Here is a 14,865-nt window from a genome sequence, read left to right as displayed (position 1 = left end):
TGGTTGACGTGGCCTAGCCGCTGATCACAGCGAGTAGTACATGTCGTATTCGACCGGGTGCACCGACATGCGGTAGCGGGTCACTTCCTGCATCTTCAGATCGATGTAGGCGTCGAGCATGCTGTCAGTGAACACGCCACCCTTGGTCAGGAAGGCACGGTCCTTGTCCAGGGCTTCGAGGGCTTGGTCCAGGCTGTGGCAGACGGTCGGCACCAGTGCGTCCTCTTCGGGCGGCAGATGGTACAGATCCTTGGTGGCGGCTTCGCCCGGATGGATCTTGTTTTCCACGCCGTCCAGGCCGGCCATCAGCAGGGCGGCAAAGCCCAGGTACGGGTTCATCAGCGGATCGGGGAAGCGGGCTTCCACGCGACGGCCCTTCGGGTTGGCCACGAAGGGGATGCGGATCGAGGCCGAGCGGTTCTTGGCCGAGTAGGCCAGCTTCACCGGGGCTTCGAAGTGCGGCACCAGGCGCTTGTAGCTGTTGGTGCCGGGGTTGGTGATGGCGTTCAGGGCACGGGCGTGCTTGATGATGCCGCCGATGTAGTACAGGGCGAAGTCAGACAGACCGGCATAGCCGTCGCCGGCGAACAGGTTCTTGCCGTCTTTCCAGACCGACTGGTGCACGTGCATGCCCGAGCCGTTGTCGCCATGGTAGGGCTTGGGCATGAAGGTGGCGGTCTTGCCGTAGGCATTGGCCACGTTGTGCACCACGTACTTTTGCAGGATGGTCCAGTCAGCGCGTTCCACCAGGGTGCTGAACTTGGTGCCGATCTCGTTCTGGCCGGCGCCCGCCACTTCGTGGTGGAACACTTCGACCGGAATGCCCAGCGATTCGAGGATCAGGGACATCTCGGCGCGCATGTCTTGCGTGCTGTCGACCGGGGGCACCGGGAAGTAGCCGCCCTTGACGGTCGGACGGTGGCCACGGTTGCCGCCTTCGAGCTTGGCACCGGTGTTCCAGGGGGCTTCGTACTCTTCGATCTCGTAGAAGGTGTTCTGCGGATCGGTGCTCCAACGGATGCCGTCGAAGATGAAGAATTCGGGTTCCGGACCGAAGTAGGCGGTGTCGCCCAGGCCCGAGGCCTTCAGGTAGGCTTCAGCGCGCTTGGCGATCGAACGCGGGTCGCGGTCATAGGCCTTGCCGTCGGCGGGTTCCACCACGTCGCAGGTCAGGATCAGGGTGGTCTCTTCGAAGAAGGGATCGATGTTGGCCGAGTTCGGGTCCGGCACCAGCAGCATGTCCGAGGCTTCAATGCCCTTCCAGCCGGCAATCGAAGAACCGTCAAAAGCATGGCCTGACGTGAACTTGTCTTCGTCAAAGTGGGACACGGGAACAGTGGTGTGCTGTTGCTTGCCACGGGTATCGGTGAAGCGGAAATCAACGAACTTGACTTCGTTTTCCTTCACCAACTTCATCACGTCTGCGACGGTCTTTGCCATCAGGATCTCCTGTTCGAGGCTGGTTAAAAATTCAATGACGCCGGAAGGAATGCAGTTTTTATGCCAATCCTTGGTGCATGGCACCAGACGCCGACTTCGGTATTTTGCCCTGCTTGAACGGCATTGCCACCCGTTTGCAGGCTCTGAAATGCACTCGAGCGGGGATTTTTTGTCTCAACCCGCCATGCACCAATTCGATGCGAACACCAATGCATCAAATTGGTGCAAAACATCAACGCACCAATTCGGGGCCCAACTTGAGATCGAAGCGATGCAGGCCCGCCAGCAGGGCCGGGTAGGCCGCCAGCACCAGGTCCGGGTCACCCTTCACCCCCAGTTCGATGTGCCGGCCGTATTGCGGGTGGTCCACGCTGGGCAGGCTGAACACCTTGACGCCCGCGTGCTCGCGCTCGATGGCCTCCATCAGGGGCGTGAGCGTGGCCTCCATCGAGCCGAACACGATGACCGACTTCTCCACATGCGCCACGCGGTTGAAGAGGTGGGCGTAATGCGTGTCCAGCACCCACTCGACCATCGGCCAGGCCATCACCGGAAAGCCCGGCACAAAGTGCACCGCGCCACCGCCCTGCCCCACGCAGGTGAAGCCCGGGATCTTGTTGTAGGGGTTGGGAATGATCTGCGCCGAGGCCGGAAACACGCCCATGTTCAGGCGGTGCACGTTGTCGTCGCGTTCGGGCTCGTAAGGCAGGCCATTCTCGCGGGCCACGTCCTGCATGCGTTCGCGGATCAGCTCGGCGGCACGCGGGTGCAGTTGCAGGGGCTCGCCCAGGGCACGGGCCGCGCACTGGCGGGTGTGGTCGTCGGGGGTGGCCCCGATGCCGCCACACGAAAACACCGCATCGCCCGAGGCAAAAGCCCGCGCCAGCGTGGCCTCGATGCGCTCGGGCGAGTCGCCCACATAGTCGGCCCACGCGAGCTGCAGCCCCCGCGCGCCCAACAGTTCGATGACCTTGGGCATGTGCTTGTCGGCCCGCTTGCCCGACATGATCTCGTCACCGACGATGATCAGCCCGAAATTTTGGGGGGCTTCAGGGATGGGACGGGGGCTCGAGGCCGCCGCTGCTGCTGGAGTGGAGGGTGTTGCGCTCATCCTGCCATCCTACCGGCACCGGCTCGACCACCACGGTGGCGGCCTCAGAAACCGACTCGGCCCGAAGCCTTTCGAGCGCCGCCAGGCAGTAGTGGGCAAACCACAGCGAAGAAAACGCAAACACCAGGGTGTAGATCCAGATCGCCACCGGCACCAGGATCACAAAGGCCGCGGCGAACAGCGCCCCTGAGGCCCACACCAGGCTGGGCGCGGCCCCCAGGTAGCCCGTCATCACCCCCATGGCCAGCAAAGACAGGCGGTGCCGCTTGAACAGCACTTGCCGCTCGGCCTTGCTGGCATGCACGGCCAGGGCGTCATAGGCCATCACGCGGTAGGTCAGCCAGCCCCAGATCAGCGGGGGCAGGATCAAAATCAGGGGCGGCACCAGCCACAGGGGGATGGAGGCGATCAAGGCCACCAGCGCCAGCAGCACCGAGCCCAGCGACCAGGCCAGGCTGCCCAGCGTGGAGCCCCCGCGCAGGCGCTGCAGGTTGGCGAAGCGCCGCTCCCCCACCATGGCCACCAGCGAAGGCACCATCAGCACCGCCACCACCAGCAGCGACACCACCACCAGCACCGGCGTGACCACCGCGATCACGATCAGCGGCGCCACCACGGTCTTGAGCTGCCCCACGCCGGCACCCTGCAGCCAGGCCCAGAACGAGTTGAGCAGGTCGGACGACTCCAGCATCTGCCGCACGCCGTCCACCGCGGGTTCCCAATAGAAATAGCCCAGGCCCAGGGCCATGCCCACCAGCAGCAGCAGGGGCAGAAACGAGAGGGCAATCACCCGGGGGTGCAGGCAATACACCACCGAGCGCCAGAAAGAATCAAGCAAAAGCGTCATGCCGGCAGCATAACGCCATGGCCCGCCCACCGGGCAGGCTCCAATGCCCGGGCAGCCCCCGGGAACGCCAACAAGTTCCGCCTCAGGCGCGGCCGAACAGCCTCTTCAAGCCCAGCCACTGCTGGGCCACAAAGCCCTGGCCGTAATCACGCAGGCCCTGGGGCCCGGGCTCCACCTGGTCGCGCACGCCGGTGGGTTCGTAACGCAGCTCGAAATTGGCGGTGCCGAACAGCATGTCCCACCAGGGCAGCAACACCCCGAAATTGCAGCCCCCCAGCACCGGGCGGCCCGAACGGCCGGTGAATTCATGCCCGATGCCGATGGCATGGTGCATTCGGTGAAAGCGCGGGCTCACCCACAGCCGCTCGCCCCAGCGGCCAAACCAGCAGCGCAGGTTGGCGTGCTGAAAATTCTCGCTGAGCTGGGTGATGGCCACCACCGCCACAAACTGCCCCGGCGCAATGCCGATCAGCTGAGACACCAGCACCAGAATGCAATCGCCCAGCAAGTCGTCCAGCAGGTGGTTGCGGTTGTCCGTCCACATCGTCATCTGACGCTGCGAATGGTGCAGCGAGTGCAGGCGCCACCACAGCTCCGACTGGTGCTGGGCGCGGTGCACCCAGTAGCCCACAAAATCAAACACCACCAGGTACAGCGCCAGGCTCACCCAGGGCAGGTCGGTGATGCCGGGCCACAGCTCGTCCAGGTGAAAGGTCTGCCAGCCCGCCACCCGCAGGTGGCCGAACAGCTCATCGAACAGCGGGTCGACCAGGAAGAACAGCGCCACCCGCACCAGCCCCAGGCGGTGCAGCAGCGTGTAGAGGATGTCGGTGCGCACGGCGGCGCGGTCGCGCAAAGGCTCGGCCGGCCACAGGCGCTGCAAGGGGCCGAACACCGCCACCATCACCGCCAGCTGGATCAGGCCCACCAGCAGCCAGCCTGTGGCATTGAAGCCGTCTTCCAGGAAGTTGCCCAGGCCGGCATGGAACATCACCGGCTGCACCACCGCCTCAAACAGGCCGGTCTGCGCCTGGCCAAACCAATCGATCAAGCTGTCCATCATCATTCAAACGCAGTCTCAACGCCCGTTGCGGGCCAGCCAGTCGCGGTAGGCCGGGTGCTCACGCAAGGTTGCAAAACAAAAGCCCTTGGCCTTCAGGCCCTGGATCAGCGGCTCCAGCACCGCCGGTGCCCAGGGGTCGCGGCGCGACCAGATGCCCAGGTGGGCCATCAGGATGTCGCCGGCGCGCAGGTTCTTCAGGGCCCGCTCCAGCAACTGCGCGTTGCTGAAGCGCTCGCTGGGCAGTTCGTCGCCCAGAAAGCCCGCCGGCGCCCAATCCACGTGGGCATAGCCGCACTGGCGGGCCGCCGCCAGCAACTGGGGCGAGGTCTTGCCCCCCGGCGCGCGGAACAAGGGCAAGGGCGCCTGCCCGGTCAGGGCCTGCAGGCGTTGCGAAGAGCGGTCGAGTTGCGCGCAATAGGCCGGGCCGTCGATCACCGACTCACGCCCGGCGTCCGGGCCGGCCGAGGGCTTGACCCGGAAGCGCCACTGCCCGGCGGGCGCCGGCAGATCGGCACGCCAGTAGACGTGGTCGTAGGTGTGGCTGGCAAAGGTATGACCCTCGGCAGCGCGCTCGCGCCACCAGTGGGCCCAGTACTCGCCCAGCGTGCCGTCCCCCTGCTGGGTGGGCTCGTTGGCGGCAAAAAAGGTCACCCGCACCTGCTCGCGCTTGAGCACCTCGGCAATCAGGGGTGCCACGCCCATGTGGCCGGTGTCGAAAGTCAGGTACAGCGGCTTGGCGCAGGTGGCGGCCGCCTGGGCCGCCGAGGCCAGCCCCAACAGCAGCCCGGCCCCCAGGCCCAGCCACCGGTGGCAACGATCAGCGCGGTGCGTGGTCAAGGGTCCAGACGCCATGAGGAGACTTGCCCACGCTGATCTGGCGCAGCACCTTGCGGCTTTCGGTGTCGATCACCGTCATCTTGCGCCCCCAGCGCGAGCTAAGCAGGATCAGCCGGCCATCGGCCGACACGTCCATGCAGTCCGGCCCGGTGGGGCCGGGCAGCTGGGCCACCACGGTCTGGGTCTGCATGTCGATCTTGCTCAGCGTGTTGGCCACGCGGTTGCTCACATAGATGTGGCGGCGGTCGCCTGCCCCACGGAAGGCGTGCGCGCCCTTGCCGGTGGGGATGGTCTTGAGCAGGCGGGCTTCCTTGCCCCCGCTGACGTCATACACCTCCACCCCCTCGCCACCGGTCAGGCCGATGAACAAGGTCTTGTCGTCGGGGCTGCCGTACACGTCGGCCGGCAGCGAACCGGTCTTGACGCGCCACTTCAGGGTCTGGGTGTTCAGGTCGATGGCCACCAGCTCATCGCTGTCCTGCATGGTCGAGTAGACGATGCTGCTGGTGCTGTCGATCCACAGGTGGCTGGGCGTCTTGCCGGTGGAAATGCGCTTGGACAGCGTCACGTCCTTGCCGTCCCAGCGGTAGATGTCGACGTGGTTCAGGCGGTTGCCGGCCGTCACCATCCACTTCATGTCGGGCGAGAAGCGCAGCTGGTAGGGGTCGACGATGCCGCGCACCGTGCGCTGCACCTCGGCCGTGCGGGGGTCCAGAAAGGTCAGCGAGTCGCCCAGCGCATTGGCCACGATCAGCGATTTCTCGTCGGGCGTCAGGTACAGGTGATGCGGCTCTTTGCCGGTCGGGATGCGCTTGGTCTCGGTCCAGGTCTGCGGGTCGATCACGCTGATGGTGGCGTCCAGCGAATTCAGCACAAAGATCGGGTGGGTCAGACCACCATTGCCCGAGGCTGCAGCCGCCGTGGCACCGGCTGCCGGTGCAGGCGTGCTCGCCGGGGGGGCGGATGCGGCCACAGCGGCGGCGGCCGCGCCTGCGGTGGCTGCGGCGGCCACAGCCGCCTCAGCCTTGGCCGGGCGCTTGGCGTCGGCCTTTGCATGGGCCTTGGCCTTGGCGGCGGGGTCGGTGCCCGGCTTCGCAGCCGGCTTGGCCTTGGGCTTGGCGCTCTCGGTCGCCACGGGCTTGGGCGCCTCGGGGCTGGCGGACGCCGAACTGGCGGTCACCGGGCTGGGCGCCTCGCCGGCCGCACCGGCAGGCGACTGGGCCCAGGCGGGGGCCATGGCGGCCCCCAAAAGCAACGATGCGGCCATCACGGCATGCCCATGGGCACGCGAAAGACCAGAGACACGACGGCGGGCAAACGACTTCACAAACATCCACTTTCAGATCAGGCCGCCAGTGTAGCCGGGGCTCGGCAGGGGCCTGTTACATCAACACACACAGGTATACAGATCCCTCAGGCCTTGAGCAGCTCCAGGTCGGCCGGGCTCAGAAAGCGCCATTGGCCCGGGGCCAGGTCGTCGGGCAGCGCCAGGCCGCCGATGCGCGAGCGGTGCAGGCCCTCCACCCGGTTGCCCACGGCGGCCACCATGCGCTTGACCTGGTGGTACTTGCCTTCCAGCAGGGTCAGGCGCAGGTGCAGCGGGCTGGGCGCCTCGCAGGCCGCGGCGCGCACGGGCTTGGGGTCGTCGTCCAGCACCACGCCGGCCAGCAGGCGTTGCACCTGGCTGTCGTCGATCGGGTGCTTGGTCACCACCTCGTACACCTTGGGCACGTGCTTCTTGGGCGAGCTCATGCGGTGGATGAACTGGCCGTCGTCGCTCAGCAGCAGCAGGCCCGTGGTGTCCTGGTCGAGCCGGCCCACGGCCTGCACGCCCTGCACGGCGCTCTTGCTGGGGCGCTGGCGCAAGGCCGCTGGCAGCAGGGTGTAGATGCTGGGCCAGGCCGAGGGCTTTTGCGAGCACTCGGTGCCGGCCGGCTTGTGCAGCATCACGTAGGCCTTCTCGTGGAAGGCCCAGGGCACACCCTGAACCTTGAAGCGCAGACCCTCGGGCTCGAAGTCGCGGGCCGATTCGGTGACCGTCACCGCGCTGTCGGAAGACGCCGACTCGAAGACCTCGACCAGGCCTTGTTGAACCAGGCCCGCGCAGACACGGCGCGTGCCGAAGCCTTGTGAAAAAAGAATATCCTGCAGTTGCATGGGCCCGATTGTTCCAGAAGTCATGGCGGCTCCTGACGCCAGGCCGGGCCAACCCTCGGCCCGCAGGCGTTAGGATGGCGCCCGAAAGCCGCGGCCAGCCCGCTGCCGCCCTGCCCACCCTGCCCCACCGTTCATCACCCTGCCCATGCGCATCCTGCTGGTCGAAGACAACCGCCCCCTGTCCGAGTGGCTGGCCCGCACCCTGCAAAAAGACCGCTACGTGATCGAATGCGCCTACGACGGCGCCGACGCCCACGCCCGGCTGCTCAGCGAGCGCTATGACCTGGTGATCCTGGACCTGGAGCTGCCCGGCCTGGCCGGCGACGAGGTGCTGCGCCGCCTGCGGGCGCGTGACAACAACGTGCCGGTGCTGATCCTGAGCGCCCGCGACACCCTGGCCGGGCGTGTGGCCGGGCTGGACAGCGGGGCCGACGACTACATGGGCAAGCCCTTCGAGGTGGCCGAGCTGGAGGCCCGCATCCGCGTGCTGCTGCGCCGCCACGCCAACCACAAGAACCCCCTGCTGCGCTGCGGCGCGCTCGGCTACGACAGCAACACGCGCCTGTTCAGCCTCGGCGAGGGCCCGGACGCCGCGCCACTGCAGCTCACCCCGCGGGAACACGCCCTGCTCGAGACGCTGCTGCTCAAACAGGGCCAGACCGTGAGCAAACAGGCCCTGAGCGAGGCCTTGTTCACGCTGGACGACAACGTCTCGCCCGACGCGGTGGAGATCTATGTGCACCGGGTGCGCAAAAAGCTGCTGGGCAGCGATGTGGCCATCATCACCCTGCGCGGCCTGGGCTACCTGCTGAAATCCCAGGCCCCCTGAAGCCGCCCATGGCGCCGACCGAATCCCCCCGTCGCACCAGCCTGCTGCGCCAGCTCATGGGCTGGCTGCTGCTGCCCCTGGCCCTGCTGGCAGCGCTGGACCTGTGGATCACCTACCGCGACGCCCGCCAGACCGCCACCCTGGTGCAGCAGCGCATGCTGCTGGGCGCCGCCCGCATGATCGGGCAGCAGATCGAGATCCAGGACGGCCAGCCCAATGTGGTGCTGCCGCCCGCGGCGCTGGAGCTGTTTGCCTCGCCCTACGCCGACCGCGTCTACTACCGCGTCACCCAGGCCAACGGCGAGCTGCTGCTGGGCTACCCCGAGCTGCCGCCACCGCCCCAGCCCCCCGCACCCGACGAGGCGGTGTACTTCGACACCTGGCAGAACCAGCAGGCCGTGCAGGCCGTGGCCTTCAGCCAGCCGGTGCTCAGCGCCCCCGCGCAGACCACGCTGCTGATCGAGGTGGCCCAGACCCTGGTGGGGCGCGATGCCCTGGCCGGCGAGATCTGGCGCAGCGCACTGTGGCGCGAGTTGGGCCTGTTGACCGGCGTGGCGCTGCTGTTGGGCCTGGGGCTGCGCCGGGGTTTGCGGCCGGTGACACGCTTGCGCGACCAGGTGCTGGCCCGCCAGCCCGGCACGCTGGAGCCCCTGCCCTCGCGCCACCTGCCCACCGAGCTGGCCCCGCTGGCCGACGCCATGACCGACTACGCGGCCCGGCTGGACCACCACATGTCGGCCCACAGCCGCTTCATTGCCGATGCCGCCCACCAGCTGCGCACCCCCCTGACGGTGCTGAACACCCAGCTGGTGTTTGCCCTGAGGCAGAGCGACGAGCCCGCCCGCCAGGAGGCCCTTCGCGCCGCCCAGACCACGCTGCAGCACGGCACGCGCCTGGTGCAACAGCTGCTGAGCTTTTCGGCGGCCGAGGCCAACCGCAGCCGCCCCGACACGCTGAGCCCGCTCGACCTGGGCCAGACCGCCCGCGAGGTGCTGGAGCGCCTGGCCCTGCTGGCCGCGCAGCGCGAGATCGACCTGGGCTTCGAAGCCGAGGGGCAGGATGGACATGAGGGGCCGGATGGGCGCCAGGCGGAACGCTTCGAGGTGACGGGCTCGGCCCACCTGCTGCACGAGCTGTGCGCCAACCTGATCGACAACGCGCTGCGCTACACCCCGCCGGGCGGCGCCGTGACCCTGCGCCTGCGCCGCCCCCCGGGGCAGGTGCTGCTGGAGGTGGAAGACAACGGCCCGGGCATCCCGCCCGCGCTGCGCGAGCGCGTGTTCGAGCGCTTCTTCAGGCTGGACAACCAGCAATCCGATGGCTGCGGCCTGGGCCTGGCCATCGTGCGTGAAATCGCCCAGGCCCACCGCGCCAGCGTGCAATTGGGCGATGGCCCCCAGGGGCGGGGGCTGCGCGTCACGGTGGCGTTCGCCGCCAGCGCAACTGCGGCGGCCGGCACCCCGGCCTGAGTTCAGGGTGAACTCAGGGGCCCCAGGCTGGCGTTGGCCTGGCGCGCAAAGTCGTTGGTGAAGGTGCGGCCCAGGTCGAGCCGCCGCTCGCGCTGCGGCCGGTTCACCAGCGCGGCCAGGCGCTGAACCTGCTGCGGGCCGCCCTCGGGCATCAGCCCGTCGGCCGAGAACATGGCCCGGCTTTCGCCCAGGGCCCGGGCGTAGAGCGCGGCCTCATCCCCCTGCAGGCCCAGCGCTGCGGCCACCTCGGCCGGGCTGCGCTGCTGGATGAAGCGCAGCGCCCGCACCAGCGCCGTCACCAGGCGCTGCACCTCGCCCGGGTGGCTGCTGATCCAGGCGCTCTGCATGTAGAGCGCGGCAAAGGGGTAGCTCTGCCCCAGTGCCTTCTGGGTGGACTCGGGCGTGCGCAGGTCCACCAGCACCCGGGCCTCGCCGCTCTGGACCAGGCTGCTGGCCAGGGGCTCGGAGCTCATGCCGCCGTCGATGCGCCCTTCGCGCAGGGCCGCGGCAAAGGCGGGGCCGCTGCCCACGGGCAGCACGGTGTAGTCCTGCGGCTTCAAGCCCTGGCGCAGGGCCAGGGCATGGGTGAGCACATGGGTGACCGAACTCAGGCCCGTCACCCCCAGGCGGCGCCCCTTCCAGTCGGCCGGGCTGCTGATGGCCGCGGCCTGGCGGGTGGCCACCAGCTCCACCTCGCCGGGCGACAGCGTGAACAGCACCACCGATTGCGCCGCCTTGCCGCGCGCCTGCAGGTCCAGCGTGTGGTGGTAGGCCCCGACCACGCCCTGGGCCGCGCCCACCAGCAGCACATCTTCGGCATTGGCCCCTGAGGGTTCGCTGAGCAATTCCACCTCAAGGTCTTGATCCCGGAAGTAGCCCAGTTGGGCGGCCAGCTTCACCGGCAGGTAGATCTGCTTGTCCAGCCCGGCCACGATCAGCGCCACCCGGTCGCCCGCCCGGGCGGGCAACAGCCAGGCGCATCCGAGCAACAGGCACAGGCAGCAACGCAACATGAACATCAAACGGTCTCCGAACAGGCTCCGAACAAGCTTTGAATTGGCTTTGAGCGGGGATGCCGCCCCGGTCAAAGCCCGGATTGTGGAGCATCTGCAAAAAGCCCCATGGCGCTCTGACAGCCGACTGAAAGCTTGGGCACGCTACATTGGTGGGGCTTGGTGGCCCCTGCTCTGTGGTGGGCCGGTACAAAGAGACAAACGAAGGACATCCCTCATGCAACGCCGCACCCTGCTGCAATTGGCTGGCGCCGCCAGCCTGCCCGGCCTGGCCAATCTGGCCCTGGCCCAAGACAAGTACCCCAGCAAAGCCATCACCTGGATCTGCCCCTACGCCGCCGGCGGCAACGCCGACATCCGCTCGCGCCAGGTGGCCAAGGCCATGAGCGCCCTGCTGGGCCAGCCCATCATCATTGACAACAAGGCCGGCGCCGGCGGCAACATCGGCACTGAAGCCATCGCCCGCGGCAAGCCCGATGGCTACACCCTCGGCATGGGCAACCTGGCCCCGCTGTCGGTGAACCACGCGCTGTTCAAGAAGCTCAATTTCGACCCCTTCAACGACATCACGCCCATCGTGCTGATCGAAAAGGGCCCGTTGATCCTGATGGTGCGCAACGACTCGCCCTACAAGACCCTGAAAGACCTGGTGGCGGCCGCCAAGGCCAGCCCGGGCAAGATCATCTACGCCTCGGGCGGCATCGGTGGCTCACACCACCTGAGCGGCTCGCTGTTCGAGCACGCCGTGGGGGTGGACATGATCCACGCGCCCTACAAGAGCGGCTCGGCCGCCGCCACCGACCTCATGGGCGGCCAGGTCGATTTCATGTTCGAGCAGATGTACGCCGCCATGCCCTCGATCAAGGCCGGCAAGATGCGCGCCCTGGGCATCACCAGCAAGACCCGCTCCACGCTGCTGCCCGACCTGCCGACCATGACCGAACAAGGCTTTGCGGCCGTCGAGGTGCTCAACTGGCAAGGCCTGGTGGGCCCCAAGGGCCTGCCCGCCGACCTGGTGAAGATGCTCAACGCCGTGGGCAACAAGGCCCTGCAAGACCCCGACCTGCGCCAGAAGATCACCAGCCAGGGCAACGAGGTGGGCGGCGGCACACCCGAAGCCTTTGCCGCCCTGATCAAGGCCGAGGCCCCGCGCTGGGCCAAGGTGGTGCGCGACGCGAAGATCGAACCCGAATGATCCACGCCGGTTGATCCGGTCCGCTGGATCCCCCAGCCTCACAACGGCCCGCCTTGGCGGGCCGTGTCGTTTCAGGCAAAGCTGAAGGCCGCGCTCAAGTCGCCCGGCGGGCGCTCGCCGCGGGCGCGGAAGGCCGCATCGCGCGCGGCCAGGCCCTCGAGTTGCGGCAGCCCGTGCAGGCGGGTGATGAAGCGCAGGATCGAGGTGGTGTCGTAGAAGGTGTGGTCCACATGGCCCTTCTTGACGTGCGGCGACACCAGCAGCGCCGGCACGCGCGAGCCCGGCCCCCAGCGGTCGCCCTGAGGCGGGGCCACCGGGTCCCACCAGCCGCCGTTTTCATCAAAGGTGACCACCACCAGCATGTGGGGCCACTGCGGGCTCTTCTTCAGGTGCTCGATCACATTGGCCACGTGCTGGTCGCCCGACTCCACGTCCGAATAGCCGGCGTGCAGGTTCAGATTGCCTTGCGGCTTGTAGAAGGTGACCGCAGGCAGCCGCCCGGCCACCACATCGGCCAGAAAGTGGTTGGAGATAGGGCTGTCGCCGGTGCCGCCATCGCGCAGGTGCAGCGCGCGCTCTGCCGTGCCCGGGCCGAACTGCTTGAAGTAGTTGAAGGGCTGGTGGTGGTACTGGAAGTTGGGCCGCTCGCCCCCGCCCTTGTGGTCCAGCGCGGCCTGCCAGGCGCCGCCATACCAGGCCCAGCTGACGCCCTTGCGCGACAACAGGTCGCCAATGGTGTCGTAGGTCTGGGGCGGCAGGGTGCGGGCGTCGTCGGGGTCGGCCAGCGTGGGGTCGCCCCCCGGGGCCGGTTTGATGTAGCTGGGCTGGAACGGCGGCGCCATGGTATTGACGGCGTAGCCGTCAGGGGTGATGGCCCCATCGTTCACGTACTTGGGCTTGCCGTCCAGGGCCGAGGCCGGGCTGTCGGGCGCCAGCGCCAGGCGGGTGCCGGTGGGGCCGTCTTCGGTCACGGCGATGCGGCTGCGCGCCGCGGTGTTGGCGGCGTTGAAATACTCGGGCGTGCGCCCCGAGACCAGAAACTGGTGGTTCAGGTACGAGCCGCCAAAGGCCGCCATGAAGAAGCGGTCGCACAAGGTGTACTGCTGGGCCAGCTTCCACAGGCCCAGTTGCTGGCGTGAGGCGCCGTAGTAGCCCATCACCAGCCCGCCCGCGTCGGACCAGGCCACGAACTCGTCGTTCTTGCCGCCATGGATCTGCATCTGGTTCTGGTAGAACAGGTGGCACAGGTCGCGCGTGATCACCGACTCGGGCAGGGGCTGGCCCTCGGCATCCTTGAGCACATAGGGGGCGTTGGGCAGACCGCTGATCTTGCCCTCGTCGATCATGTAGGTCTTGCCGCCCAAGCTCTGGCTGCGCGGCACCATGCCGCCCCACACCTTGGGCAGGCTGGGCAGGGGCTGGCCATTGCGGTCGCGCTGCACAAAACGCTCAGGCGGCAGGCTGGACAAGGGCTCCAGCGTGCCCGGGAAATCGGCAAACAGGTTGTTGAAGCTGCGGTTTTCCAGGTAGATGACCACCACGTGCCGGATGTGGCGCTGCAACTGCTGCTGCAGCGAGCGGGCCGGCCCCGGTTTGGCCCCGGCCGCCGGGCTGGGGCTTTGCGCCTGGCTGGCGGCCAGGCCGCCTGCGGCCGCGGCACCCGCCCCGGCCTGCAACAGGCGCCGCCGCGATGGGCTGCTGGGTGAATCGGACTCGGGCGCACGGGCGCTGTGGCCCTGTGGCTGATCGGGTGCTTGGCTCATGAAGATCCCCTGATGACGGTGCCCGCCACGGGACGGCGGGCCGGCCGCCATTTTGACGCAAGCGCCAGGCGTTGCAGGCCAGTGCCCTGGCCCGCGCACAGTCGTTGCTCTGCCGTCGTTCAGTCGTCGCGCCGCCGGATCGCCCAGGCCCCGGCCAGCACGGTGAAAGTGACCACAATGCCCACGATCACTGCAAAGCCGTGGGGGTGGTCGGCCAGCGGAATGCCCCCCACGTTCATGCCCAGCAAGCCCGCCACCAGGTTGATGGGCAGGGCCAGCACGGTGACCATGGTCAGGGTGAACACGCTGCGGTTGGTCTGCTCGCCCACCTGGGCCTCGATCTCTTCCTGCAGCAGGCGGATGCGCTCTTGCAGCTCGGCCGCGTCGCGGATGACCAGCGAGAACTCTTCGGTGGCCTGGCGCAGCTCCTCCAGGTCTTCGGGGGTGATCCAGGGCGGCGGGCGGCGCAGCAGGCGGAACAAGGCCCCGGGCTCGGGCGCCAGCAGGCGTTGCAGGCGCACCAGCACACGGCGCAGCTGCCCCAGCTCGGCCCGCTTGCGTTGCAGCCGACCCAGCAGCAACTGGTCTTCCACATGGTCCACCTGCAGGGTGGCCTTGCGCACGATGCGCAGCAGCACATCGCCCTGGTCGTGCATGAGGCGGTTCAAAAACGCCACCGACGAGCCGAACACATGCCCCTCGCGCACCGACTGGCGCAACACATCGATGGTGCGCAGCGGGTGCAGGCGCGCCGTCACCGCCAGGTGCGGGCCCACATGCACCCACAGGGTCTCGATGTCGGAGGGGTCGAAAGAAAACTCATACGACACATCGTTGACCACGGCCACCAAGGTGTCGTCGGCGTCTTCGATGCGGGTGGAGCGTGAGCCCTCGTGCAGCGCCTCGAAGAACTCGGGCACCACCGGCAGGTGCTTGCGGATCCAGGTCTCGGCCGCGGCGTCGCTGAGCTTGAAATGCAGCCACACAAACTCGCCCGGCGCACGCGGGCCGGGCGCGGCCAGCCACTCCAGGGCTTCGTCCAGGCCCAGCTCCTGGCCCCGGGTGCCGGCCTCGAAGCGGTAGCCGCAGATCAGGCCGTTGCGTGAGGCACTGTGGGGGGGCTTCATGGGCTCCCCGTCCG

General features: G+C 68.0%; 13 protein-coding genes. 3 read left to right on the top strand and 10 right to left on the bottom strand.

The genetic code is table 11. The features are described from left to right. Positions 1–24: 24 nt before the first annotated feature. The 7 genes from glnA to L880_RS0118290 all read right to left on the bottom strand — a co-directional run bounded on the left by glnA (position 25) and on the right by L880_RS0118290 (position 7,455). Positions 25–1,440, bottom strand: a complete 1,416-nt coding sequence (glnA, locus tag L880_RS0118320; RefSeq protein ID WP_027476901.1) for a type I glutamate--ammonia ligase — start codon at positions 1,438–1,440, stop codon at positions 25–27. Between the two features lie 232 nt (positions 1,441–1,672). Then, positions 1,673–2,551, bottom strand: a complete 879-nt coding sequence (locus L880_RS0118315) for a competence/damage-inducible protein A (protein WP_425389199.1) — start codon at positions 2,549–2,551, stop codon at positions 1,673–1,675. Then, positions 2,490–3,398 (bottom strand): EI24 domain-containing protein, encoded by a 909-nt coding sequence (locus L880_RS32835; protein ID WP_043329900.1) that lies wholly within the window; start codon positions 3,396–3,398, stop codon positions 2,490–2,492. The genes L880_RS0118315 and L880_RS32835 overlap by 62 nt, the downstream gene beginning before the upstream one ends. Before the next feature lie 82 nt (positions 3,399–3,480). Continuing rightward, entirely contained in the window at positions 3,481–4,464 is a 984-nt protein-coding gene (locus L880_RS0118305; protein ID WP_425389198.1) for a sterol desaturase family protein, read from the bottom strand. 12 nt (positions 4,465–4,476) lie between these two features. Then, positions 4,477–5,313, bottom strand: coding sequence for a polysaccharide deacetylase family protein (locus L880_RS0118300; protein ID WP_027476898.1), 837 nt, complete (start codon positions 5,311–5,313; stop codon positions 4,477–4,479). Then, positions 5,279–6,535: a YncE family protein gene (locus L880_RS0118295; protein WP_425389197.1), complete on the bottom strand. Its 1,257-nt coding sequence runs from the start codon at positions 6,533–6,535 to the stop codon at positions 5,279–5,281. The genes L880_RS0118300 and L880_RS0118295 overlap by 35 nt, the downstream gene beginning before the upstream one ends. A gap of 176 nt (positions 6,536–6,711) precedes the next feature. Next, a complete protein-coding gene (locus L880_RS0118290) occupies positions 6,712–7,455 on the bottom strand; it encodes a 16S rRNA pseudouridine(516) synthase (protein ID WP_027476896.1) in 744 nt (247 codons plus the stop codon). A 145-nt stretch (positions 7,456–7,600) separates the two neighbouring features. On the opposite strand from L880_RS0118290, the gene L880_RS0118285 reads away from it, so the two are divergent. Both L880_RS0118285 and L880_RS0118280 read left to right on the top strand, forming a co-directional pair. Then, the gene (locus L880_RS0118285) at positions 7,601–8,284 is read left to right on the top strand and encodes a response regulator (RefSeq protein WP_027476895.1); all 684 of its coding nucleotides are present in this window, start codon (positions 7,601–7,603) and stop codon (positions 8,282–8,284) included. A gap of 8 nt (positions 8,285–8,292) precedes the next feature. Then, positions 8,293–9,753: a sensor histidine kinase gene (locus tag L880_RS0118280; protein ID WP_043329898.1), complete on the top strand. Its 1,461-nt coding sequence runs from the start codon at positions 8,293–8,295 to the stop codon at positions 9,751–9,753. A gap of 2 nt (positions 9,754–9,755) precedes the next feature. On the opposite strand, the gene L880_RS0118275 is transcribed toward L880_RS0118280, so the two are convergent. After that, positions 9,756–10,772, bottom strand: a complete 1,017-nt coding sequence (locus L880_RS0118275; RefSeq protein WP_027476893.1) for an ABC transporter substrate-binding protein — start codon at positions 10,770–10,772, stop codon at positions 9,756–9,758. A 211-nt stretch (positions 10,773–10,983) separates the two neighbouring features. On the opposite strand from L880_RS0118275, the gene L880_RS0118270 reads away from it, so the two are divergent. Further along, positions 10,984–11,961, top strand: coding sequence for a Bug family tripartite tricarboxylate transporter substrate binding protein (locus L880_RS0118270; RefSeq protein ID WP_027476892.1), 978 nt, complete (start codon positions 10,984–10,986; stop codon positions 11,959–11,961). Positions 11,962–12,032: 71 nt separating this feature from the next. Here the strand turns inward: L880_RS0118270 and L880_RS0118265 are convergent, their stop codons facing one another. Together L880_RS0118265 and L880_RS0118260 are read right to left on the bottom strand one after the other, a co-directional pair. Next, positions 12,033–13,724 carry an acid phosphatase gene (locus L880_RS0118265; RefSeq protein ID WP_027476891.1) on the bottom strand — a complete coding sequence of 564 codons (1,692 nt, stop codon included), beginning with the start codon at positions 13,722–13,724 and terminating at the stop codon, positions 12,033–12,035. 119 nt (positions 13,725–13,843) lie between these two features. After that, positions 13,844–14,851 carry a transporter gene (locus tag L880_RS0118260; protein WP_027476890.1) on the bottom strand — a complete coding sequence of 336 codons (1,008 nt, stop codon included), beginning with the start codon at positions 14,849–14,851 and terminating at the stop codon, positions 13,844–13,846. Between the last annotated feature and the right edge of the window lie 14 nt (positions 14,852–14,865).

Origin of the sequence: Curvibacter gracilis ATCC BAA-807, from assembly GCF_000518645.1 — a bacterium.
In the GTDB taxonomy this organism is placed as follows: domain Bacteria; phylum Pseudomonadota; class Gammaproteobacteria; order Burkholderiales; family Burkholderiaceae_C; genus Curvibacter; species Curvibacter gracilis.
This window is presented reverse-complemented; position numbering and strand designations above follow the sequence as displayed.